The 22,512-nt window shown below is 73.7% G+C and carries 18 protein-coding genes; 14 read left to right on the top strand and 4 right to left on the bottom strand.

Annotated elements, in window-relative coordinates:
- The first annotated feature begins 134 nt into the window (after positions 1 to 134).
- From codA to ACZ5WG_RS08540, 14 genes are all read left to right on the top strand, one after another.
- The gene (gene codA, locus ACZ5WG_RS08605) at positions 135 to 1,430 is read left to right on the top strand and encodes a cytosine deaminase (RefSeq protein ID WP_468721666.1); all 1,296 of its coding nucleotides are present in this window, start codon (positions 135 to 137) and stop codon (positions 1,428 to 1,430) included.
- Positions 1,431 to 1,462: 32 nt separating this feature from the next.
- Complete coding sequence (locus tag ACZ5WG_RS08600; protein WP_468721665.1) at positions 1,463 to 1,984, top strand: DUF5956 family protein; 522 nt, start codon at positions 1,463 to 1,465, stop codon at positions 1,982 to 1,984.
- A gap of 549 nt (positions 1,985 to 2,533) precedes the next feature.
- Positions 2,534 to 3,316 carry a hypothetical protein gene (locus ACZ5WG_RS08595; protein ID WP_468721663.1) on the top strand — a complete coding sequence of 261 codons (783 nt, stop codon included), beginning with the start codon at positions 2,534 to 2,536 and terminating at the stop codon, positions 3,314 to 3,316.
- On the top strand, positions 3,316 to 3,624 hold the full coding sequence (locus ACZ5WG_RS08590) for a PqqD family protein (protein ID WP_468721661.1): 309 nt from the start codon (positions 3,316 to 3,318) through the stop codon (positions 3,622 to 3,624). Before ACZ5WG_RS08595 ends, ACZ5WG_RS08590 begins: the two co-directional genes overlap by 1 nt.
- A 64-nt stretch (positions 3,625 to 3,688) precedes the next feature.
- A complete protein-coding gene (locus ACZ5WG_RS08585; RefSeq protein WP_468721659.1) occupies positions 3,689 to 5,731 on the top strand; it encodes an AfsR/SARP family transcriptional regulator in 2,043 nt (680 codons plus the stop codon).
- A gap of 130 nt (positions 5,732 to 5,861) precedes the next feature.
- Positions 5,862 to 7,169 (top strand): adenylosuccinate lyase, encoded by a 1,308-nt coding sequence (gene purB / locus ACZ5WG_RS08580; RefSeq protein WP_468721657.1) that lies wholly within the window; start codon positions 5,862 to 5,864, stop codon positions 7,167 to 7,169.
- Entirely contained in the window at positions 7,156 to 7,560 is a 405-nt protein-coding gene (locus ACZ5WG_RS08575; RefSeq protein ID WP_468721655.1) for a GNAT family N-acetyltransferase, read from the top strand. Before purB ends, ACZ5WG_RS08575 begins: the two co-directional genes overlap by 14 nt.
- Before the next feature lie 66 nt (positions 7,561 to 7,626).
- On the top strand, positions 7,627 to 9,411 hold the full coding sequence (locus ACZ5WG_RS08570) for a hypothetical protein (protein ID WP_468721654.1): 1,785 nt from the start codon (positions 7,627 to 7,629) through the stop codon (positions 9,409 to 9,411).
- A complete protein-coding gene (locus ACZ5WG_RS08565) occupies positions 9,401 to 10,858 on the top strand; it encodes an amidase (protein WP_468721652.1) in 1,458 nt (485 codons plus the stop codon). The genes ACZ5WG_RS08570 and ACZ5WG_RS08565 overlap by 11 nt, the downstream gene beginning before the upstream one ends.
- Positions 10,855 to 12,426, top strand: coding sequence for a glutamine synthetase family protein (locus ACZ5WG_RS08560; RefSeq protein WP_468721650.1), 1,572 nt, complete (start codon positions 10,855 to 10,857; stop codon positions 12,424 to 12,426). The genes ACZ5WG_RS08565 and ACZ5WG_RS08560 overlap by 4 nt, the downstream gene beginning before the upstream one ends.
- Positions 12,404 to 14,323, top strand: coding sequence for an FAD/NAD(P)-binding protein (locus ACZ5WG_RS08555; protein ID WP_468721648.1), 1,920 nt, complete (start codon positions 12,404 to 12,406; stop codon positions 14,321 to 14,323). Before ACZ5WG_RS08560 ends, ACZ5WG_RS08555 begins: the two co-directional genes overlap by 23 nt.
- Positions 14,323 to 15,831 carry a nitrosuccinate lyase gene (locus ACZ5WG_RS08550; RefSeq protein WP_468721646.1) on the top strand — a complete coding sequence of 503 codons (1,509 nt, stop codon included), beginning with the start codon at positions 14,323 to 14,325 and terminating at the stop codon, positions 15,829 to 15,831. Before ACZ5WG_RS08555 ends, ACZ5WG_RS08550 begins: the two co-directional genes overlap by 1 nt.
- A gap of 49 nt (positions 15,832 to 15,880) precedes the next feature.
- Positions 15,881 to 16,555 carry a thymidylate kinase gene (locus tag ACZ5WG_RS08545; protein ID WP_468721645.1) on the top strand — a complete coding sequence of 225 codons (675 nt, stop codon included), beginning with the start codon at positions 15,881 to 15,883 and terminating at the stop codon, positions 16,553 to 16,555.
- Positions 16,555 to 17,778: an MFS transporter gene (locus ACZ5WG_RS08540; RefSeq protein ID WP_468721643.1), complete on the top strand. Its 1,224-nt coding sequence runs from the start codon at positions 16,555 to 16,557 to the stop codon at positions 17,776 to 17,778. Before ACZ5WG_RS08545 ends, ACZ5WG_RS08540 begins: the two co-directional genes overlap by 1 nt.
- 202 nt (positions 17,779 to 17,980) lie before the next feature.
- On the opposite strand, the gene ACZ5WG_RS08535 is transcribed toward ACZ5WG_RS08540, so the two are convergent.
- The 4 genes from ACZ5WG_RS08535 to ACZ5WG_RS08520 are packed head-to-tail and all read right to left on the bottom strand — an operon-like array spanning position 17,981 to position 22,510.
- Positions 17,981 to 19,180, bottom strand: a complete 1,200-nt coding sequence (locus tag ACZ5WG_RS08535; protein WP_468721642.1) for a GNAT family N-acetyltransferase — start codon at positions 19,178 to 19,180, stop codon at positions 17,981 to 17,983.
- Between the two features lie 52 nt (positions 19,181 to 19,232).
- Positions 19,233 to 20,282 carry a methyltransferase gene (locus ACZ5WG_RS08530; RefSeq protein WP_468721641.1) on the bottom strand — a complete coding sequence of 350 codons (1,050 nt, stop codon included), beginning with the start codon at positions 20,280 to 20,282 and terminating at the stop codon, positions 19,233 to 19,235.
- Positions 20,279 to 21,190: a TauD/TfdA family dioxygenase gene (locus tag ACZ5WG_RS08525; RefSeq protein ID WP_468721640.1), complete on the bottom strand. Its 912-nt coding sequence runs from the start codon at positions 21,188 to 21,190 to the stop codon at positions 20,279 to 20,281. The genes ACZ5WG_RS08530 and ACZ5WG_RS08525 overlap by 4 nt, the downstream gene beginning before the upstream one ends.
- Positions 21,191 to 22,510, bottom strand: a complete 1,320-nt coding sequence (locus ACZ5WG_RS08520; protein WP_468721639.1) for a biotin carboxylase N-terminal domain-containing protein — start codon at positions 22,508 to 22,510, stop codon at positions 21,191 to 21,193.
- Positions 22,511 to 22,512: the final 2 nt, after the last annotated feature.

The raw sequence follows: 22,512 nt of genomic DNA, 5'->3' as shown, positions 1-22,512 counted from the left end.
TTGGAGGGGAAAGGGGGGGGGGAGAAAGAAAAAGCACGAGGCAAGGTGTGGTGACCCCCCCCCCTTTTCGTTTCTTTTTTTTTTTTTTTTCCCCCCCCCCCCCCCCCCCCCCCCCACGGTCGTAGGGTGGCCGCATGCGGATGATCGTCCGGGGCGCCCGGCTGCTGCACACTGACGGGCTGTACGACGTCGAGGTCGCCGAGGACGGCCGGATCGCGCGGGTGGTCCCGTACGACGACCAGAAGGAGCCGCCGGCCACCGGCGTGCTGATCGAGGCGCACGGCGGACTGCTGTCGCCCCCCTTCGTCGAGCCGCACATCCACCTGGACACGGCCCTGACCGTCGGCGAGCCGCGCCCGAACGCCTCCGGGACCCTGTGGGAGGGCATCGCCTGCTGGAGCGAGCGCAAAGCGACCCTGACCCGCGAGGACGTCGTCGCCCGCGCCACGGAGGTGCTGCGCTGGCAGGCGGCCCAGGGCGTGCTGCACGTACGGACGCACTGCGACGTCACCGACCCGGCGCTCACCGCGCTGGACGCGCTGCTGGAGGTCCGCGACCGGGTCCGGGAGTTCCTGACCCTGCAGATCGTCGCCTTCCCGCAGGAGGGCATCGTCTCCTTCCCGGACGGCGAGGCGCTGCTGCGCGAGGCGGTCGCACGCGGCGCCGACGTCGTCGGGGCGATCCCGCACTTCGAGGACACCCGCGAGGACGGGGTGGCGTCGCTGGGCATCGCCTTCGCCGTGGCCGAGGAGCAGGGGCTGCGCGTGGACGCCCACTGCGACGAGATCGACGACGAGCAGTCCCGTTTCGTCGAGGTGCTGGCCGCGCTCGCGCTGCGCACGGGGCTGCGGGAACGGGCGACGGCCTCGCACACGACCGCGATGGGCTCCTACGGCGGCGCGTACAGCTTCAAACTCCAGCGGCTGCTGTCCCGTTCCGGGATCAACCTGGTCTCCAACCCCTTCGCGAACCTCAACCTCCAGGGGCGCTTCGACGGCTACCCCAGGCGGCGCGGCCTCACCCAGGTCAAGGAGATGCTGGCGGCCGGGGTCAACGTGGCCTTCGGCCACGACGACGTGATGGACCCCTGGAACGCGCTCGGCACCGCCAGCCCGCTCCAGACCGCCCTCGTCGGGCTGTACGCGGCGCAGCTCACGGGAGCGGACGAGATCCCGGTGGCCTTCGAGATGGTGACGGAGCGTGCGGCGCGGGTGCTGGGGCTGACGGCCTCGGAGTACGGCATCGCGGAGGGTGCGCCCGCCTCCTTCGTGCTGCTGCCGGCCGAGACCCCCGCCGAGGCGCTCCGCCGCCAGGTCCGGCCTCGGTACGTGGTCTCGCGCGGGACGGTCCTCGCCGAGACGCGGCCGGCGCCGACCCGGCTGAACTGGCCGGGGGAGCCGCCGTCGGACGTCGATTTCCGCCGGTCGTAGGCCGGCGCCCCCGGCGGCGGTAGCCTGCGCGCATGTCGTGGGACGAGGACGGAACACCGCACCCGCTCGCACTGCGCCGCACCGGCCGCAGCGAACAGGAGCCGGACCGGCTGCCCGAGGTCCGGGAACTGGAGGTGCTCGGCTGGGAGCCAGCGCCCGAGGACATGCTGTGGGTGTTCCTGCCGTACGTGTGGCCCCCGGCGGCCCGGACCTGGATCCCGGACCGCTCCACCCACTGGGCGGTGGAGACCCGGCTGGACGGCCACGGGCACATCACCGACGTGGAGGCCGCCCCGCTCGCCGAGCCCGACCTGCACGACCTCGACTGGGAGGCCGAGGAGGTCCTCACGGAGCTCGGTCTCCCGCACCGGCCGCCGGGCCGCCTGTGGCTGCTGCGCCCGCTCGGCTCCCTCTCCACGGTCGGGGCGGTCCTCGACCGCCTCCGGGCGGTGGCGGAGGAACGCGGGGTGGAGGTCCGGGCCTCGGCCGCCTTCCTCGCGCTGACCCGGGCCGAACTCGCCGCCCTGGCCGCCGAGTCCGGCAGCGGTATGTAGACCTGGGCCGCGTAACCCACCGGTTTCGCCCGCCGATCCTCGCCGCCGGTGGCGAGAACCTGCACTCGCCCGTGTGTCGTCCGCGCCCGCGCAGGGCTCACCGCGGTGCCGTCGCAGCGCCCGGGGGCGGGGCTGCGCCCACCGCCCGCCCCCGGATTGCAGCGGGCCGCCGGGCCCCCACCGCATTCCTGATGCTCTCCTTACAGACCTCATGGCGCCTGCAATGTAAAGTCCAATTCTCGCCACGAGTTGCTTCTGGACGCAGTTGAAGAAGCGTCAATATGCTGGCCTGCAAGGAAGTTCAAGAGTTGTGTAATGTGACTGACGTCGCATCATTCGGACTGCCGCGGCGTTAACGATCATTGCTAGAGTCCAAAAATGGCCAGCCGATTTTTCGGGTGTGCCGGAAATGGCCTCGGGATCGGAGATCACCTTTCCGAGGCGCGCCGCCCGTTCGGACTCCGGGGCGGCGACCCAAGTGGAACCAGAGCGCGCCGCCGGCCGATGATCTCGGTCGCAGCGGGCCGGGACGGGGAAGGGCCGTGCCTCATGACGTATGACACCTCCGGGGTAATCGCTGCGTTAGGGAGCCGCAACCTGCTCCCGGACGCGTACGAGACGGTGTTCGCGAGCGGCTCCCTGATCAGAGGCTGGGGCAATCCCACCAGCGACCTCGACGTCCACGTGGTCACCAAGGACGTCTGGGTCAGCACGATCGACGAGACCAACCACGTCGCGCTCGAACCCAACACGCTCCAGTACGAGGGCACGTTCGTCGACGGCCGCCGCTGGGACATCGAGTACTGGACCTCGTCCCAGCTCGAGCAGGTCCTCTCGAAGGTCTCCCAGGAGCAGTTCGCCGACGGCCAGGGCAGCTGGCGCACCCTCAGCTACCACGAGATCGCCATGCTGGAGCGGCTCCCGTACGCTGCCGCAGCCGACGACGGCGCCTGGCTGGCGGCCACCCGCGAGCGGCTCGCGGCCTCGGCCCACCGGTCGGTGCTGATCGTGAACTCGCTCAAGCAGGCCGACAGTTACACCGAGGACGCGGCCGGCCAGATCGCCCGGGGCGACCTGTACAGCGCGGTCATCGCGACCAAGAACGCCTTCAACCATGCCGTCGACGCCCTCCAGGCGAGCCTGGGCCAGTTCGGCAGCCTGTGGCCGAAGTGGCGGGCCCGGCGGATGGAGATCCTGAACCCCGAGCTGCTGCCGTTCGACGCGTACTGGGCCATCGAGACGATGCGCTCCTTCGACCCCGACAACCCGCAGAAGTGGGTCGAGGAGACCATCGCCGTCTGCCAGCGGATCTCCATGGAGGTGTCGGTCTGATGCCGCTCGACGAAAACGTGCAGGTGGGGCCCGGGTCGGTGGCCTCGCTCCCGCTGAACGTGAAGATCCGCAACCACCGCGGCACGACGGTGGTCGGCGGGTACGAGCACTTCTTCGAACTGACCGCGTCCGCCGCCCACATCTGGCGGCAGATCGACGGAAAGCGGACCGTGAGCGATATCGCCGCGCTGATCGCCGAGGAATACGAGGTCGATCAGGAATCCGTGGTGCAGGACATTGTCGAGCTCTTCACGGAACTCGCGCAGCACGATGTCGTGAACATTGTGCAAGGCGATTCTCGGAGCTGAATTCCACAAGGGGCCACCGCCTCCTGCGCATTTGCCCGTGGGTTTGAACTTTCGGGGGCATCACATGCTGGACGATCTCCAGTTCGATGTATTCGGTCCGCTGACCGTACGGCGGAACGGTGAGTTATTAGAGATTCCGCAGGCGAAACACCGGGTCGTGCTGGCGGCCCTGCTGCTCCGCGCCAACCGCACCCTCACCGCGGAGGAGCTCATCCAGCAGCTGTGGGGCGGCGAACCCCCGCTGACCGCACGCAAGACGCTCCAGGGCTACATCGCCCGCCTGCGCAAGGTGCTGGGTGCCGACGTGGTCGTCAGCCGGGCCTCCGGCTACGCGATCGCGATCGACGGCGAGCGGCTCGACCTCGACCGGTTCAATCTCCTCCTGCACAAGGCGGAACTCTGCGCCGAACCGGCCGAACGCGCCCGGCTGTTCCGGTCGGCATTGGAGCAGACCAATGGCACCCCGCTCGTCGACATCCCCTCGGAATACCTCCACCAGGGCGACGGGGCAGCCTTGCTTGAACGCTGGTTGAATGCCACGGAAAGCTGGGCCGACGCCGAAATGGCGGTGGGGCGCAGCGCCGAGGTCCTGCCCCGGCTCAGGGCCCTCGTATCCGAACACCCCTTCAGGGAAAGCGCGTGGGGCCGGCTGATGACGGCCCTGTACAAGGCGGGCCGCCAGGGCGAGGCCCTCGCCGCGTACCAGGAGGCCCGGCGCCTGTTGTCGGAGGAACTCGGCGTGGAACCGGGCGAGGAACTCCGCGCCGCCCACCGGCAGATCCTCACCGGGCCCGCCCGGTCGTCCGGCGGGGAGCCGGATCCGGCGCCGCGCGCCCTCGCCGCAGCCGGCAGCGGTGGTGGCGGTGGCGGTGGCGGTGGCACGAGCCTGCGCCCGGTCGTCGGCGCCGCCGAACGTGCGGCCTCCCCGTACACCCTCCCGCCGCGCCTCGCCGAGTTCGCCCGGCCCGGCATCGAGGCCGAGCTGATCCAGCGGCTGCGGGACGTCTCCCGGGACGGCGCGGAGCGCACCGTCCCGCAGACGCTCAACCTGTACGGGGCCGCCGGGGTCGGCAAGACCACCATGGCGGTCCGGGTCGCCCACGCCGTCAGCCCCGTCTTCCCCGACGGCCAGCTGTACGTCGAACTCCAGCGCGGGGACGGCTTCCGCGAGCCGGCGGACGTGCTCGGCGAGCTGGTGCGCGCGCTCGGGGTCGCCCCCGGCGCCGTGCCCGCGGAGTCCGGCGAACTGGTGGCCCTGTACCGGGGGCTGCTCTCCCACCGGAGGGTGCTGATCGTGCTGGACGGGGCGCGGGACGAGGCCCAGGTACGGCCGCTGCTGCCGGCCTCGCCGACCTGCGCGGCCGTGGTGACCAGCCTGGAGATGCTGTCCACCCTGGGCGGCACCCGGCACGTACGCCTCGGGCTGCTGTCCGCGGAGGAGTCCCGCGAGATCCTGGCCCGGATCATCGGCCGCGAGCGGGTGGCGGCCGAGGAGGGCGCCGCGCAGGACCTGGTGCGGTACTGCGGGCGGCTGCCCCTGGCGATCCGGATCGTCGGCGCGCGGCTTCTGGAGCGGCCGCACTGGCGCCTGGAGACGCTCGCCCGGCGGCTGGAGTCGGACCGCAGGAGGCTCGACGAGCTGGTGGTCGGCGACCTCGGCGTCCGCGAGAGCCTGGCGGTCGGCTACGCCGCCCTGGACGTCCCTGAGCGGCGGGCGTTCCGGCTGCTCAGCCTGCTGGAGATGGCCTCGTTCCCGGTACGGGTGGCCGCAGCCGCGCTGGGGCTGCCGGACGACCGTGCGGAGGAGACCCTCGAGCGGCTGACCGCACAGCACCTGCTGGACGCCGACTTCGTCAAGGGCAGCGGGGTGCGCTTCTCGTACCACCCGCTGGTCCGGCTGTACGCGCGCGAGCTCACGTTCGACGTGGACTCGATGCAGAGCCGGCACGGCGCCGTGCAGAACGCGCTGGCTGCCTGGTACACGAGGCCGGCCGGAGCGCTGGTCCCGCTGCGGGCCACCGCGTCCGCGACCGGACCGGCCGTGCGCGCCGGGTCCGCCGCCGTTCCCACTGCCGCCCTGCCACCGGAGCTCGGCTTCACCGCCTGAGCCCCACGACCGCACGACACGTCACGTACCGCACGATCCCCACACCCCCACGTCCCGTCCCCCGCCGTGCCGCCCGAGGTGTGTCCGCCCCGGGTTCCCGGCCCACGGGGAGATCCGAGGAGAACCGACGTTGATCGAACGCTATTCCACTCCGGAGATGGCCGCGCTCTGGACCGAGGAGCACAAGTACGAGACCTGGACGCGCGTCGAAGTGCTGGCGACCACGGCCCAGGCAGAACTGGGCGTCGTGGACCAGGACAGCCTGGACGACATCCGCCGCGCCCCCGTCCCCGCCGTCGCCCGCATCCGGGAGCTGGAGCTCACCCGCGACCACGAGATCCTCGCCTTCCTCGCGGCCTACACGGAGACGATGCCGGCCGCCTCCGCGCGGTGGGTGCACCACGGGATGACGAGCTACGACCTCGTCGACACCTCTCTCGGACACATCCTGGCGCGCAGTTGCGACCTCGTGCTGAACGCCGCCCGTACGTTCGCCGAACTGCTCGTGGAGCGCGCCCTGGAGCACTGGGACACGGTGTGCATCGCCCGCACCCACGGCATCCACGCCGAGCCCACCACCTTCGGGCAGAAGCTCGCCGTGCACGCCTTCGCCCTGCACCGCAGCATCGCCCGGCTGACCGCGGCCCGCGCCGCCGTCGCCGTGGGCACCATCTCCGGTCCCGTGGGCACGTACGCGCACATCTCCCCGTACGTCGAGGAGTGGGTCTGCGGTCGGCTCGGGCTCGGCGTCGAGCCGATGCCGACCCAGGTGGTGGCGCGCGACCGGCACGCCGAGCTGCTCTCCGCGCTCGCCGTGACGGGGGCCGTCGTCGAGCAGTTCGCCCTCGAGATGCGGATGCTGCAGCGCACCGAGGTCGGGGAGGTCGACGAGCCGCGGACCAGCGCGTACCAGGGGTCGAGCGCGATGCCGCACAAGCGCAACCCGACGACGAGCGAGCGGCTGTGCGGCCTCGCCCGGATCCTGCGCTCCAACGCCGGGGCTGCCTACGAGAACGTCGCGCTGTGGCACGAGCGGGACCTCGCGCACTCCTCGGTGGAGCGCGTCATCCTGCCCGACAGCCTGACCGTGGCGCACTACCAGCTCGTCTCGGCCACCGGGCTGCTGCGCGGGCTGCGGGTGTTCCCCGAGCGCATGGCGCGCAACATCGACGCCACCCGGGGCCTGGTCTACAGCTCCGAGGTGTTCCTGGACCTGGTCGACCGGGGCCGGGACCGCGAGGAGGCCTACCGGCTGGTCCAGGCCGCGGCTACCGAGGCGTGGGAGACCGGCACGAGCCTCGCCGAGGGCCTCGGCTCCCGGGGCGTGGAAGTCACCGGTGAACAAATGGACCCGCGGCGCTTCCTCGGCAACCGCGACCACCTGAAATCCCGACTGATCGAACTGAGCAAGGAGCTGCAAGACCATGTGGAAGTGTGAGCCCGTCGTCGGTGCCAGCCTCGACGTCACCGAAGTCACCGCCCTCTACCGCGCGTCCACCCTCGGCGAGCGCCGTCCCATCGAGGACGTCGAGCGGTTCACCCGGATGCTCGCCGGTGCCAACCTCGTGATCACGGCCCGCCTCGACGGCCGGCTCATCGGCATCGCGCGCTCGATCACCGACGGTTCGTACGTCACGTACCTGAGCGACATCGCCGTGGACGCCGAGTTCCAGCGGCGCGGCGTGGGCCGGGACCTGATCCGGGCCACCCGGGAAGCCGCGCCGCAGGCCAAGCTCGTGCTGCTCTCGGCGCCGGCCGCCGTCGCGTACTACCCCCACATCGGGTTCACCCGCCACGAGTCCGCATGGACCCTCGATGCGCTCGGCTGAAGCCGGGCCCCGCGGGGTCGTCCGTCCCTCCCCGATCCCGAACCGCCGTCGAATGACGTTCCGTAGGTGACGACAATGCAGCTGAAGACGCCCGGATTCGATGCCCAGGTCAAGGCGGCCGCCGAGCGGGCGCGTGCCTGCGGCCTGGCCGCCGACGCGATACGGATAGCGGCCACCCTCGACGGGATGGTCCCCGAGCAGGTCGGCCGAGCGGCCATGGGGCTCGGTGAGCGCGTGTACACGGAGATCGCCGAGTCCCAGGTGGCCGGTTTCGCCCCGACCGGCGGCCCCGGGGCCGAGGACGGGGCCGAGGACGGGGCCGATGCCCCGGCCCGGTCCGGGGCCGACGCCGACAGCGGCGCCGGCGACCTGCTGATGCTGACCGGGACCGGGCGGCTGCGCGTCGTCCCGGCCGGTACGCAGCCCGCCGGGACGCAAGAGGGCGAGCCGCTCGGCACCCTCAAGTGGCAGTCCCGGCCAGAATCCCTGGGCAGGCTGTGGGCCCTGGCCCAGGACGTCCAGCGGCTGCAGTTCGAGGAGATCCACCGCTGGCTCGCGCAGCAGGGCGCCGAGTCGGTCCGCGAGCGGATCGACGCCGTCGCCCACGCGCTGGTCCACATGGCCCCCGTGCTGCTGTACGTCGGCGACCGCTTCTACAGCAACCTCGGCAAGTTCACGAATCTGCCCGGGCGTTCGATGGCCCCCGGGGCCGAAGGGTCCGTGCTCACCGCGCTCCGGGAGACCCCGGCCGCGCGCTGGTCCCCCGAGGACGCCACCTTCGTCGTGTGCATGTACGCGCTCATCAGCTCGGGCTCCCCGGTCCGGGCCGAGGAGTTCAACGGAGTACAGCTGGCCCCCGACCAGCTGGCGGACTTCCTCCGCGAGCGCATCGAGGCGTACGGGGCCGGGCTCCCGGACCTGGCCGGCGAGCCGACGGGCGCCGCGCTCGACGCCCTGGCCGCTGCCTGCGCCGGCGGGCGGGCGGAGCTGTTACGCCGCGGCGCCGTGTTCTACCGCGAGATCAACGGCGCCTCCCTGCACAAACGCGAGCGGATCATGGCCGAGCCGCTCGGCTGGGACGAGCTCCCGGCACCGGTGGCCGGCCTGCTCTCCGGCGCCGCGGGCCGCCACTTCCCCGTCGCGGCCTCGCCCGAGACGGTGCGGGCGTACGCCGAGGAGGTCGTGGAGCGCGTCGTACGGCTGGCCCCGCCCGCCGGGTTCACCAGCGCGTACGAGGGGTTCCTCCACCGGTTCTTCGAGACTCTGGCCGACGCCCTGGACTGCGACGTCGTGATGGGCCGCGGCCCCAAGAGCGTCGCCGTGCTGCACAGCGACCACCCGGCCGAGGACCGCATGGCCCTGGCCACCCGCGACTTCTACTGCTGCGTCGCGCCCGGCGCCGCCTTCGCGCGGAAGTTTGCCGACGACCGGTCGGGCCTCGCCCGGACCCTCTCCGCGTACAGCGCGCGGATGCGCTACAACACCTGGCACTACCTGCCGCACAGCATGTCCTGGACCGAGGAGTCCCCGGGCCGCGACGACTGGTTCTTCGCGCCGATGACGGCGGACATCACCAACTGGTCCGACCAGCACCACACCGGGCACGTCGCCTTCGGTGTCCGGCACGCCCTGCGCGTCCCGCTCGGCATCGTGCTGGAGGGCGCGTACCGCCCCGGCCTCTACGACCTGCGGCTGCTGCGCACTTCCGGCGCCGAGTTCGAACTGCCCCACCTGCGCGCGGCCATGGTGGCGGGCCGGGTCCAGGCGCTGCTGCACCAGGCGGCCGCCGACCGGGGCCTGGAGGTCGGCGACTTCGACAACAGCTGGTACCGGGCCTTCCATGGCGGCTGACCCGAGTCACGCCGACATCCGCACCCTCCGCGCGGCGTACGGGGACGGCAGCCTGCTGCCCTCGGAGCACCTGGCCGCCACCTTCGCGCTGCTGGACCGGTGGGAGCCGCGGATCGGGGCCTTCCTCACCCTGGCCCGCGAGCGCGCCACGGCCGAGGCCGAGGCCGCGGACCGGCTGCTGCACCGGTACGGCAAGGCCGTCTGGGAGGACCGGCCGCTGCTCGGCATGCCCGTCTCGGTCAAGGACCTGACCCCGACGGAGGGAATCCGGACCACCCGCGGCTCCCTGCTGCACGCCGATGCCGTGCCCGACCGGGACGCACCGGCCGTGGCCCGGCTGCGGGCCGCGGGCGCCGTGGTCATCGGCAAGACCAACACCACCGAGGGCGGCTGGAGCGCGGCCGGGGTGAACCGGCTGCAGGGTCCGACGCGCAATCCGTGGGATCCCGCCCGCACCCCCGGCGGCTCCAGCGCCGGTGCGGCCGCCTCGGTGGCCGTGGGCATCGGCGTGGGCGCCACCGGCACCGACGGCGCCGGGTCGATCCGCATCCCCGCGTCGTTCTGCGGGGTCGTCGGGTTCAAGCCATCGCTGGGCCGGATCCCGTACGTGCCGCAGAGCCCGGAGGAGCTGTCCCATCTGGGGCCGCTGACCCGGACGGTGGCCGACGCGGCCCTGCTCACCCAGGTGATGTCCGGCTACGACGCGGGCGATCCGCTGTCCTTCGGGGTCCCCGGCGAGCCGACCGGGGACCCGGAGGCCGCGGCCGGGCGGCTCCCGCGGCTGCGCATCGGCTGGATCCCCTCGCTCGGCGATCCCGCGCCGCACCCCGGCATCGCGGCCGCCGCCCGGCGGGCGGTGGAGGCGCTGGCCGCCCGGGGGCACACGGTCGAGGAGATCCCGCCGCCGTTCGAGGACCCGTACCCGGCGCTGGAGACGATCCTGGCGGGCTGGGAGGCGGTCGCCCACGCGGGCGACCTGGACGAGGTCGCAGACCGCCTCGACCCGGGCCGGCTCGAGGTCATCCGGTACGGGCGCGGGCTGAGCGCCGCCCGGCTGGCCCGGGCGTACGAGGCGCGTGCCGTGCTGCGGGCCCGCAGCCAGGCCCTGATGGAGCGGTACGACCTGCTGGCCATGCCGACCGTGGCCATCGAGCCGTTCGCCGCCGAGCTCCACGAGCCGCCGGACCCGGTGCGCAAGGGCGCCCTGTCCTGGCTGGCGTGGGCGCCCGAGGCCTACACGTTCAACCTGACCGGCCAGCCCGCGGTGTCCGTCCCGGCGGGGCACTCGCCCGGGGGCCTGCCCGTCGGCCTGCAACTGGTGGGCGGGCGCCACGACGACCTGCGGGTCCTGGCCGCCGCGTACCAGCTGGAGCAGGCGCACCCCTGGCACCACCAGTACGCGGCACTCACCGCACAACGCCCGGAAACCGAAGGGGAACCGACATGACGAGGCCCACCACCGCGCGGGAAGCCGGCGAGCGCCGCTACGCCCGCTTCGCCACCGGCAGCGTCGGCTTCGTCGAGCGGCACGGCCTGTGGAACGCGGACCAGCGGGCCGCGGCGGACGCCCTGGAGGAGGACCTGTCGGGGCTCGAGTTCGTCCGGGTCGGCTTCGGCGACCCGCACGGGCTGATGCGCTCCAAGACCCTGACGGTCGAAGCCTTCCGCACGGCGCTGCGCAACGGGATCGACATGAGCCCGGGGCCCTTCGTGTTCGACACCGGGCACGCGGTGGGCGTCGACTTCTTCGCACCCGGCGGCGGCATCGGCATCCCCGAGCTGACCGGCGCCGGCGACTTCCTGATCGTCCCCGACCCGCTCACCTTCAAGGTGCTGCCGTACACCGAGGCGGCCACCGGCTGGGTCATCGCCGACGAGTACCTGCGCGACGGCAGCGCGCACCCGCTCTCCAGCCGCGCCGTCCTGCGCCGCCAGTGCGCCCGCGCCGCCGAGCGCGGCCTGAGTTACGTCGTCGGCCTGGAGGTCGAGTGGTACGTGACCCGGCTGGCCGGTGCCGCGGAGCACGGTCCGGCGGCCGCCTCGGCCACGGCCGCCGCGGCGGTCGGCGGGTTCGGCGTGCAGGGCGAACCGCCCGCCGTCGAACCGGTCAACAGCGGCTACCAGTTCAACCTCGACACCTTCACCGACGGCCTCATGCACGTCATCACCCCGCTGGCGCGCGCCCTGCGCGAGCTCGGCCTGCCGCTGCGCACCGTCGAGCACGAATCGGGGCCGGGGCAGCTGGAGTTCACCTTCAGCCCGATGAACGGCCTCGACGCCGCCGACGCCATGCTGCTGTTCCGTACGGTCGCCAAGCAGATCTGCGCCCGCCTCGGCCACCACGCCTCCTTCATGGCGCTGCCCCGGCTGGAGCGCTTCGACCCGAGCGGCTGGCACCTGCACCAGTCGCTGTTCGACGCGGCGGCCGACCGCAACGCCTTCGTACCGCAGGAGGGCACGGCCCTGCTGTCGGACGAGGGGCTCGGCTACGTCGCCGGACTGCTCGAACACGTCGCGGACATCGCGCTGTTCGCCATCCCGACCGTCAACGGATACCGCCGGCTCGACGAGCAGTTCTCGCTCTCCCCGGACCGGGCCGTGTGGAGCGCCGAGAACCGGGGCGCCCTGGTGCGCGTGCTCGGCGGCCCCGGCGAGGAGTCCACGCACCTCGAGAACCGGCTCGGCGAGCCCTGCGCCAACCCGTACCTCTACCTCGGCTCGCAGCTCGCCGCGGGGCTCGACGGCATCGAGCGGGGGCTGCGGCCGGGCGGTCCCGCACAGGACCCGCACGGCCCCGCGGAGGCGGCCCTGCCGCGCGACCTGGCCGAGGCGGTGGCCGCGATGGAGGGCAGCGCCCTGGCCCGGGAACTGCTGGGCAAGCCGCTCCACGACTGCCTCGCGCAGCTCAAGCGCAGCGAGGTGTCCCGGTTCGGGGACTGGCTGGCCGCATCGGGGCCCGCCGGACCGGGCGAGACCACCGTATGGGAGCACCGTGAGTACTTCGGCGCCTACTGACGCCCGCCCGCCCGGGGACCGCTGGTGGACCGTCTGCATCGTCGGGTCCGGGCCGCGGGGGCTGTCCGTCCTCGAACGGCTCGCGGCCAACGCGGACGAGCTGCTGCCGGCCGGGGTGCGGCTGCGGGTCCACCTCGTGGACCCGCGGCCCGGCAGCGGGCAGGTGTGGCGCTCCGACCAGTCGGAGCTCCTGCTCATGAACACCGTCGCCTCCCAGGTGACCCTCTTCACCGACGACAGCGTGACGATGGACGGCCCCGTGCGGCCCGGCCCCAGCCTGGCCGCATGGGCCGCGGCCGAGGAGGGGCCGGGCCCCGACTCCTATCCCACCCGGGCCCTGTACGGGCGCTACCTGGAGTGGGTGCTGCGCAGCGTGGTCCGGCGGGCCCCGGCGGACATCCGTACGCACGCCGCGCGCGCCGTCAGGCTCGACGCGGACCCGGACGCCCGCGCGGACGGCCGGGACCGGGTGACCCTGGACGACGGCACGGTGCTGTCCGGGCTGGACGCGGTCGTCCTGGCCCAGGGGCACCTGCCGGTCTCCCCGACCCCGGCCGAGGCCGCGTTCGCGCGGTTCGCGGCCCGCCGGGGGCTGTTCTACCTGCCCCCGGGGAACCCGGCCGAGGCCGGGCTGGACGGGATCGGGGCGGGCGAGCCGGTCCTGCTGCGCGGTCTCGGACTCAACTTCTTCGACCACATGTCCCTGCTGACGGAGGGCCGCGGCGGCGCCTTCGAGGCCAAGGACGCCGGGCTGGTCTACCACCGCTCCGGGCACGAGCCCGTGCTGTACGCCGGATCGCGCCGCGGTGTGCCGTACCAGGCCCGCGGGGAGAACCAGAAGGGCGCGCACGGCCGGCACGTCCCCCTCGTCCTGACCCCGGCCGTGCTGGACCGGCTGCGCCGGGGGCCGGGGCCGGCGTTCCGGCGCGACATCTGGCCGCTGGTGTCCCAGGAGGTGGAGACGGTCTACTACGCGGCGCTGCTGCGGGCCGACGGCCGCCCCGGGGCCGCGGCGCGGCTGCTCGCGCTGAGCGCCTCCGGGCCCTGGACCGCGTACGCCCGCGACCGGATGCTCGACGCGCTGGGCGTGGCACCCGGACGGCGCTGGGACTGGGACCGCGTCGCCCGGCCCTGCGCCGACCGCGTCTTCACCGACCGCGCCGAGTTCACCGGCTGGCTGCTGGAACACCTGCGCCGGGACGTCGCCGAGGCGCGTGCGGGCAACGTCGACGGGCCGTACAAGGCCGCCCTCGACGTACTGCGGGACCTGCGCAACGAGGTGCGGCTGCTGGTCGACCACGGGGGGATATCCGGTGCGGACTACCGCGACGAACTGACCGGCTCGTACGGGCCGTTGAACGCCTACCTGTCCATCGGCCCGCCGCCGCGCCGGATCGAGGAGGCGATCGCGCTGATCGAGGCCGGCGTGCTGACCGTGCTCGGCCCCGGAGCGGAGTTCGCCGCGGACGAGGCCACCGGCCGTTTCACGGCCCGCTCGCCGCGGGTGGGCGAAGACGCCGTGCACGCCGGGGCGTTCATCGAGGCGCGGCTGCCGGAACCCGATCTGGTGCGCACCGAGGATCCGCTGCTGGGGTACCTGTACGCGACGGGCCAGTGCACCCCGTACGTGATCGGCGACGAGCGCGGCCCGTACCGGACCGGCGGGATCGCGGTCACGCAGCGCCCGTACCGGATCATCGACGCGGCGGGTGCGCCGCACGAGCGGCGCTTCGCGTACGGGGTGCCCACCGAGGGCGTGCACTGGGTGACGGCCGCCGGGGCGCGGCCGGGCGTCGACTCGGTGATCCTCGGCGACTCCGACGCGATCGCCCGCAGCATCCTCGGCCTCGCCTCCCGGGCCGGCCGCCCTTTCGACACCCTGACGAGGAGCACGTGATGGACGGCCCGAAGAAGTCGCCGGACCGCGGACCCGGCACCGGAGCGGCGGCCGCAGCGGACACCGGCCTGCTCTCGCCCGTCCGGGCCGGTACCGCCACCGAGGCGGCCCTGACCGACAGCGCCTGGGCCCAGGCGATGCTCGACGCGGAGGCCGCCCTGGCCCGGGCACAGTCCCGGCTGGGCACCGTGCCCGCGAAGGCGGCCGAGACCATCACGGCGTGCGCCCGGGCCGAGGCGGTCGACCTGCCCGCGCTGGCCGTACGGGCGCGCGGCGCCGGGAACCCGGTGGTCGCCCTGGTCGAGGAGCTGACGGCGGTGGTCGCGGCCGCCGACCCGGCGGCGGCGGAGTACGTGCACCGCGGCTCCACCAGCCAGGACATCCTCGACACGGGCGCGATGCTGGTCACGGCCCGCACCCTGCGCCTCGTCCGCGCCGAGCTCGACCGGACCGCCGTGGCCCTGGCCCGGCTGGCCGACGAGCACCGGGGCACGCCGGCGGCGGCCCGCACGCTCGGCCAGCACGCCGTCCCCACCACGTTCGGCCTCAAGGCGGCGGGCTGGCTCGTCGCCGTGCTCGACGTACGGCGCCGGGTCGGGGCCCTCCTCGACGGGGGGCTGCCGGTCCAGCTCGGCGGGGCCGCGGGCACCCTCGCGGGCTACCTCGCCTACGCGCAGCAGGCCCCCGCCGAGGGGGACGGCGGCAGCCGGCCCGACAGGGACCCCGCTGCGTACACCGGGGAGCTGATCAGACTCTTCGCCGCCGAGACGGGCCTCGCGGAGCCCGTCCTGCCCTGGCACACCCTGCGCACCCCGATCACCGACACCGGTGCCGTCCTCGCGCACGCCGCGGTGGCGCTCGGCAAGTTCGCCACCGACGTGCAGACCCTGGCCCGCACGGAGCTCGCCGAGGTGGCCGAGCCCGCCGGGGTCGGCCGGGGCGTCTCCTCCGCCATGCCGCAGAAGCGCAACCCGGTGCTCGCAGCGATGATCCGCTCGGCCGCGCTCCAGGTGCCCTCGCTGGTCCTCACGCTGACGCACTGCGCGGCCGCCGCCGAGGACGAGCGGCCCGCCGGTGCCTGGCACGGCGAATGGCAGCCTCTGCGCGAGGCCCTGCGGCTGGTCGGCGGGGCCGCCTGCACGGCGGCTGAGCTGGCCGAGGGGCTGGAGGTGCACCCGGCCCGGATGGAGGCCAACCTGCGGCTCACCGGCGGGGCCGTGGTCACCGAGCGGCTGGCCGCCGTACTGGCCGCCGTGCTCGGCAAGGCCGGCGCCAAGCGGCTGGTGAGCCGGGTGGCCGTGGGCGCCGGGGGTTCCGGGACCGCTGGCGCCGGGGACGCGGACTCCCTCGTGGACAAGCTCCTCGCCGACGCGCCCGAGCTGGCCGGGGAGTTCACCGCCGGCGAGCTGGCGCGTCTGCTCAGTCCGGCCGAGTACACCGGCGCCGCCGAGGCGCTGATCGAGCGTGCCCTCGCGTACCACCGCAGCACGCTCGGCACCACCGCATGACTTCCGTACGGCGACGGCCCGTGGCGGACCTTCCGAAGGGATTTGAACAGTGATCGTTGCGATGGACGGACCCGACGGCGCGGGCAAGAGCACGCAGGTCAAGCGGCTGCAGAGCTGGGCCGAGAGCCAGGGCCTGTCGTTCCGCGTCGTGGGCAAGTGGCAGGTCTTCGCGGAGGCGGAGGTACCGCAGGCCCGCTTCCTGCGCGGCACCACCCTCGACGAACTGCGCGTCTGCATCGCCGAGATGCCGAACCCGGCCCGGATGCTCTTCCTCGGCTGGCTCAACACCCTGGCCGCGGAACGTGCCCGCGCCGCCGAGGCGGACCTCGTCGTCCTCGACGGCTACTGGGTCAAGCACGCCGCCACCGAACTGCTGGCGGGCTGCCCCCAGGCCCTCGTGGACGCGATCGTCGACGCCATGGCCCCGGTGGACACCGTCGTCTTCTTCGACGTCACGCCCGAGGAGGCGCTGCGCCGCAAGAAGGGGGACATCACCCCGTACGAGTGCGGCCGGGACCCGCAGTGCCGCCCGGAGCGTTTCCTGTCCCACCAGGCTGCCACCCGGGAGGTCATGCTCGACTGGGCGGACCGGCGCGGCTGGGACGTCGTACGGGCGAACACGGCCGAGGCCGCGGCGCAGCAGCTGCGCAAGCTCCTCGCGCCCAAGCTGGGAGTCGAGGTCAACCCCCGTCCCGCGGCCGCCGACACCCCGGCCGGACACTGATGCTCCGCGACGGGCAGGGCCTGCGGCGCGGCCTGGCGGCCGCGCTGTTCGTGCGCTACCTCGGGGCGGGCAGCTGGGCACCCCTCCAAGTCCTGTTCTTCGTCCGCTCCGTGGGCCTGTCCACCGGCAACGTCGTCATGGGGCTGACGGCGGCCGGGCTGGCGGGCCTGGTCGCCGGGCCCGTCGTCGGCCGGCTCGCCGACCGGTTCGGGCCGCGCGAGGTGGGAATCGCCGGGCTGGTCGCGCAGGCGGGCGCCGCGGGCGCGCTGCTGCTGGTGGAGGGAATGCCCGGGTTCCTCGTGGTGATCACCCTGATCGCCCTGGGGCGCGGCGCCTTCCCCGCGATCAGCGGGGCGCTGATCGCGTACGTCGGCGGCGAGGACCGGGTCGCGTACCGGGCCCGGATCTACTCCCTGCAGAACCTCGCCATGGTCTCCGGCTCGCTGCTCGGCGGGCTGGCGCTGCAGGCCGACACCCGTACCGCCTATGTGATCGCGATCTGCGCCGACGTCGTCTCGTACCTCGTCGCCGCGCTGCTGGTGGCCCGGCTGCCGCACCTGCCGCCGGTGCCCAGGGACGCCGGGGGCGGCCGGCGCTACGCCCTGGCCGACCGCCCGTTCCTCGCCGTCAGCATGCTCGCGGGGACCCTCGTCATGTTCGACGTCTTCATGACCGTGCTGATGCCGGTGTGGATCGCCGAGTACACGAAGGCGCCGCGCTGGACGGTGTCGCTGGTCTTCGCACTCAGCTGCGCGCTCGTGGTCCTGCTCCAGACCAAGGTCGCCAAGGGGGTCGAGACCCCGCGCGACGGGGCGCTGGCCATGCGGCGCAGCGGTCCGGTCATCGCGCTGGCGATGGGGCTGGTCTTCGCCGCCGCGCACGTCCCGGTGTACGCGGCGATGGGGCTGATCCTGATCGGCACGGCGGCGCTGACCTTCGGGGAGATGCTGTTCACGGCGGGGGAGTACGCGCTGTCGTTCGGGCTGGCCCCCGAGCACGCCCAGGGCGAGTACCAGGGCGTGTTCTCCGTCGGGGTCGGCATCGGCGGGGCCGTGGCGCCGGCCGTGCTGAACGCGCTGTGCCTGAGCGCGGGCCCGCTGGGGTGGGTCGCGCTCGTCGCGATCATGGTCACGGCCGGGGCGGCGGTGCCGCCGGTGGCGGCGATCGCCGAACGCGGCCGGCCCCTGCGGGACAAGGAGCGGGAGCCCAGACCGGCCGGGTGAGCGTCGCGGCCGGCCTGGGCCGTCTTCGGTGGGTACGGCCTTAGGGGGTGTCTTGCCGATCAGGCCGGGCTCGCGGCGTCCGGCACGCACGCTCGCCGCGTTCTCGTCGCTCGCCGACACTCCGCGTCGACTCCCTCCTCGGCCTTGCGATCGCACGCACCGGACGCCGCTCCCTGATCCGGCCCGATCGACAAGACACCCCCTACCGGCCGCGCGCGTCCACCAGCTGCGCCACCCGCGACTCGATCCCCGGGTCGTGGGAGGCGAACTCCGTGCGCCGGGCCTTCTCCTCGGCGCGTACGCGGTCCAGCACCGGCCCGGTCCACGGGGCGTCGAGGACGATGCCCCACAGGGGCCGGAGGCGGGCGGCCCGGGACACCTTGGCCTGGAAGGCGTCGCAGCTCAGGTCCACGGAGCGGTAGCCGTGGGCCGCTGCGTACTGCACCGCCTCGTAGTAGGTGAGGTTGAAGTAGAGCTTGGCCTCGCGGGCGATGGAGTCGTCCAGCCCGTGCGAGCGGGCGTACATGGTGTCGCCCCAGAAGAAGTACTGGGTGAAGCCCACCATCCGGTCGCCCTGGTAGGCCGCCAGGATCCGGCAGTTGTCGTCGAACAGCGTGGCCTGCTGGGCGAAGCGCTCCGACTCGCTCGCGTCGGTGACGGGATGGCCGTAGCGGATCAGGACCTGCGCGGAGAGCGGGCCGAGCAGCTGGTGGCACTCGGAGAGGCGCTTGACCTCGGTACGGCAGCCGGCGTCCGTGTAGCGGCGCATCTCCCGGCGGATGGACGTGAACTGGTGCGAGGTGAACCGCCTGCGGTACCCCTCCAGGCCGTCGGGGTCGACGGGCAGGACCGCGGTCGCGTCCATCATCACCACCTGGTCCCGGGGGCCGAGCAGCGGCAGCAGCCGCTCCACCGACTCGTCGGTGAGGTAGAGCAGGGCGGACAGCCCGCCGTCGGCGGCGCCCAGGGCGCGGAAGCGGTCCAGTACGGTGCGCAGGCCCGCCAGGGCGAGCGGCTCGGCGGTGCCCGGGGCGACGATCACCTCGCTGGTGTAGCCGAGGCGGGTGCCGCCGAGGAGCAGCGGGCGCTCGGGCGTGGCGGGCTCGGCCGCGCCGGGGAACAGGACGGCGGGATCGTAGAAGTGCGGGACCTTGCCGGTGAAGCGGTGGGTGGGCAGGCCGGCGACGTACGAGCCGCCCGAGGAGGCGACCAGGTGGCGGGAGCCGGAGTCGTGCAGCTCCTCGCCGTAGAGCAGCCAGCGGTGGCTCGAGTAGAGGGCGGCGCCACCGGCGAGTGCGTTCCACTCGTCGACGTCCGCGTCGCGTATCGAGGCGAGCTCGACGAGCTCCGGGTCCCGCGGGTCCTGCGTACCGTCGGCCACGCCGTCCGTCCCTGCCGTCACGCTGTGCGTCCTTCCCGATCGTCAACGAATGCGCTGGTCATACAGGTCAGCTTCACCCGGGCGCCCGGTCGAGGATGCGAAAGTCGGCCATTCCTTCGTCGATGCGCAGATAGGCGAGCCGGGCGGCGGTCGCGCCGCGGCAGGCGTACATGCCGGCGGCGGCGGCGGTGAGTTCCTCGGGGTCGGCCTGCGGCTCGGTCTCCAGGTGGTCCGACACGGTCGTCTGGACGAGGTCGGAGTCGGCGTCCACCGCCATGCGCTCGGTCAGCGTGAGCGTGAGGCCGTAGCCGTTCTCCGCTGCCCAGGAGCGCAGTTCGCCGTCGATGACGAGCTCCTGGCCGGCCTGGAGGAGGAGCCCGGTCAGATGGGCCGTGCCGCCCGCGCCCAGGTGCCGGGGCAGTCCGGCGAGGACCCGGCGGCCGATGCTGAACCCGTCCTCGCCGCCTTCGTGGGCGGCCTCCTCGCCCCGGGCGGAGAGGGTCGGCAGGAAGGGGATGTTGGCGATGACGTGGTCGTACGGCTCCACCCCGGCCGGGAGCGGGTCGTACAGGTCGCCGACGAGGACCTCGATCCGGTCGCCCATCCCGTTGATCTCCGCGTTGAGCCGGGCCACTTCGGCCGTCTCGGGCAGCAGTTCCACCAGCGTGGCCCCGGCCCCCCGCTGCGCGGCCACCAGCCCCTGGAAGCCCGGCCCGGAGCAGAGGTCGAGGACGCGGTCCCCGGCCCGGCAGCCGGTGCGCCTGGCCAGGGCGACGGAGTCCCGGCCGAAGTAGTGGCGTACGGGGAAGGGGCTCGGCGGCTCCGCGAAGAGCCACACCCCGGCGGAGCGGAACAGGCTGACGTCGACCAGCCGGACCTCGTCCCCGCGCCGGACGGCGACACCGCTCTCGACCAGGGCCGGCAGCGCCCCGGCGAGGGCGGGAGGCAGCCGGTCGGCCGCCACGGGCTCCCCGAGCAGCAGGAACCCGGCGAGGGCGCGCAGCTCCCCGTCGAGGCCGCGGGCGGCGGCGGCCCACTGGAGGCGGTCCACCGAGTCGCCGGGGAAATCGGCCAGGAACTCGGCCAGTCCGGACCGTTCGAGCGCGGTGACGAACCGCGTCACAGGACGGCCCCGGCCCCGGCCGTGTCCTCGCCGTGTTCCGGGAGCCCGATCCAGGTGCGGAGCATCAGCCGGCCGCCGCCGGCCGGCTCCTCGTCGTCGAACGCGGTCCGGCCGTGCACGATCGACCGGTTGTCGATGAAGATCATCTCGCCGGGTGCCAGCCGCCCGTGCGTCTGCAGATCCCGCCGGTCCAGCAGCGAGTCCAGCAGGTCCAGCGCCTTGACCTGCTCGGGCGTCAACTGCGGTACGTGCGGGTGCCGGTGCCCGATCTCGATGTAGTCCCGCAGGTAGTACATGCGCTCCCGGCCGCCCCTGAACTCCAGGACGGGACGCTCGGTCGTCAGCGGCACCCCCGGGGTGTCGTCCCGGGTGTCGAAGTGGACGGGCAGCCGCAGCGCCGCGAGCTCCTCGGGGTGGGCCCGCAGGATCTCCAGCAGATCGCTCACGTGCACCGTGACCAGTGCTCCGCCGTTGGAGGCCTGCCGGAAGCAGAACAGCGTGAAAATGTCCGGAAGCCGCCCCGGCCGGTGCGCCGCGTCCGTGTGCAGGCTGCCGCCCTGCCGGCTGTCCGAGTAGCGGCCCGTCGCACCCTCGCCGAGCCGCACGCCACGGTCCCGTACGTCCCGCAGCAGGGCTCCCGCACCGTCCTGCGGCAGCAGGTCCCCGGCCAGCCGGGAGACGGCCACCGTGAACCGGCGCGCCTGCTCCTCGGTGAGGTGGTCCAGGCCGCCGAGCACGAAGTACCCGGGCCGGGCGTCGAGGTGGCGCCGTACGTACTGCCGGATGCCCTCCCCGAACTCCCGGTACCAGTCCGTGCGCACGTCGTCCTCCCCGCTCTCGGCGACGGCCGTCGCCAGCGCGCGGTCGACGGGGTGGCGGACGGCCGAGAACGGATCGTTGCTGTTCATTCAGACTCCCAAGGCCTGGCTGCCGAGACGCTCCGGGACCAGTCCCGAACCGCGCAGCCACACGGCTATCTCTTCCGCGCAGTGCGCGACCCCCGAAACCCCGCTGCCCCCGACGGCCCGGAACACCGCCCCGGCGGTCGCGCCGCGGCTGTCCCCGCAGGCCAGGACCTGGGTGACGATGTTGTCGAGCACGACGGGCCTGCGCAGGTCGAGGGCGCAGTTGTACGTCACCCCCGGCTCCGGGGCCAGCTCCAGGGCGGTGATCAGGCCGGGCGCCCCGCCCGCCGCCGGCTCGATGAACAGGCGGGCCTCCAGACAGTGCGTGTCCCGGTCGACGCGGATCCGGCCGGGGGCGGGCACCGCGCCCTGTGCCAGCTCCATCTGGAGGGCCACCACGTCCAGTCCGGTCTGCGCCTCGCACATCCGGTAGGCCAGCGGCAGCCGGCCGTTGACCTCCAGGAAGTAGTGGCCCCGGGCGCCGACGATGAACTCGACCGTCGCCACGCCCCGCAGCCCCATCCCGGTGACGAGCCGGGCCGTGTCCCTGCGCATCCGCTCCAGCAGCTCCGGCGCCACGCCCTGCACCGGGGAGGCCTCCAGCAGCTTCATGCTGCCGTCGACCAGCAGGCTCTCCCGCTCGCCGAGCGGGTGCACGGTCCCGGCGTCGTCGACGGCGACGGTGACTCCGACCACCCGTCCCCGCTCCACGTACCGCTCCGCGTACCAGTCGGTGCCCTCGCCGTCGGCCGGGCCCGCGTGCCCGCCCGGGTCCTCGTCCTCGGCGATCAGGGCGAGTGCCCGCTCCGCCTCGGCCTCCGTCTGCACGATGCGCACGCCGAGGCCGCCGCAGCCGGTGACCGGCTTGAGGATGACGGGCAGCCCGATCTCCTCGACCAGCTCGGATATCGGCCCGTGCCCCGTCGCGTGCGGCAGCACGGGCAGGCCGAGCCGGGCGGCGGTGGCGACCGCGTGGTCCTTGTCGCGGGCCGCCGCGAGCACCTCGGCCGTCGGCCCTATGAAGGCGATCCCGGCCGCGGCGAGCTGCCGGGGCAGCTCCGGATCCTCCGCAAGAGCCCCGTAGCCCGGGTAGACCGCGTCGGCGCCGCAGCGCCGGGCCGCCTCGACGATCCGGCCCACGTGGTCGTACGTCTCCGCGAGCCCGGTGCCCTCGAGGTACTCGCACCCGTCCGCGGCGAGCGTGTGGAGCCGCTGGGGGTCCGACAGGGCGACGACGGCGATCGGTGACCATCCCAGCGTGCGGAAGGTGTCGACGGCCCGGGCCGCGATCGCACCACGGTTGGCGATCAGGACTCTTTTCATGG

Source organism: Streptomyces sp. NPDC032745 (genome assembly GCF_055579465.1).
This window is presented reverse-complemented; position numbering and strand designations above follow the sequence as displayed.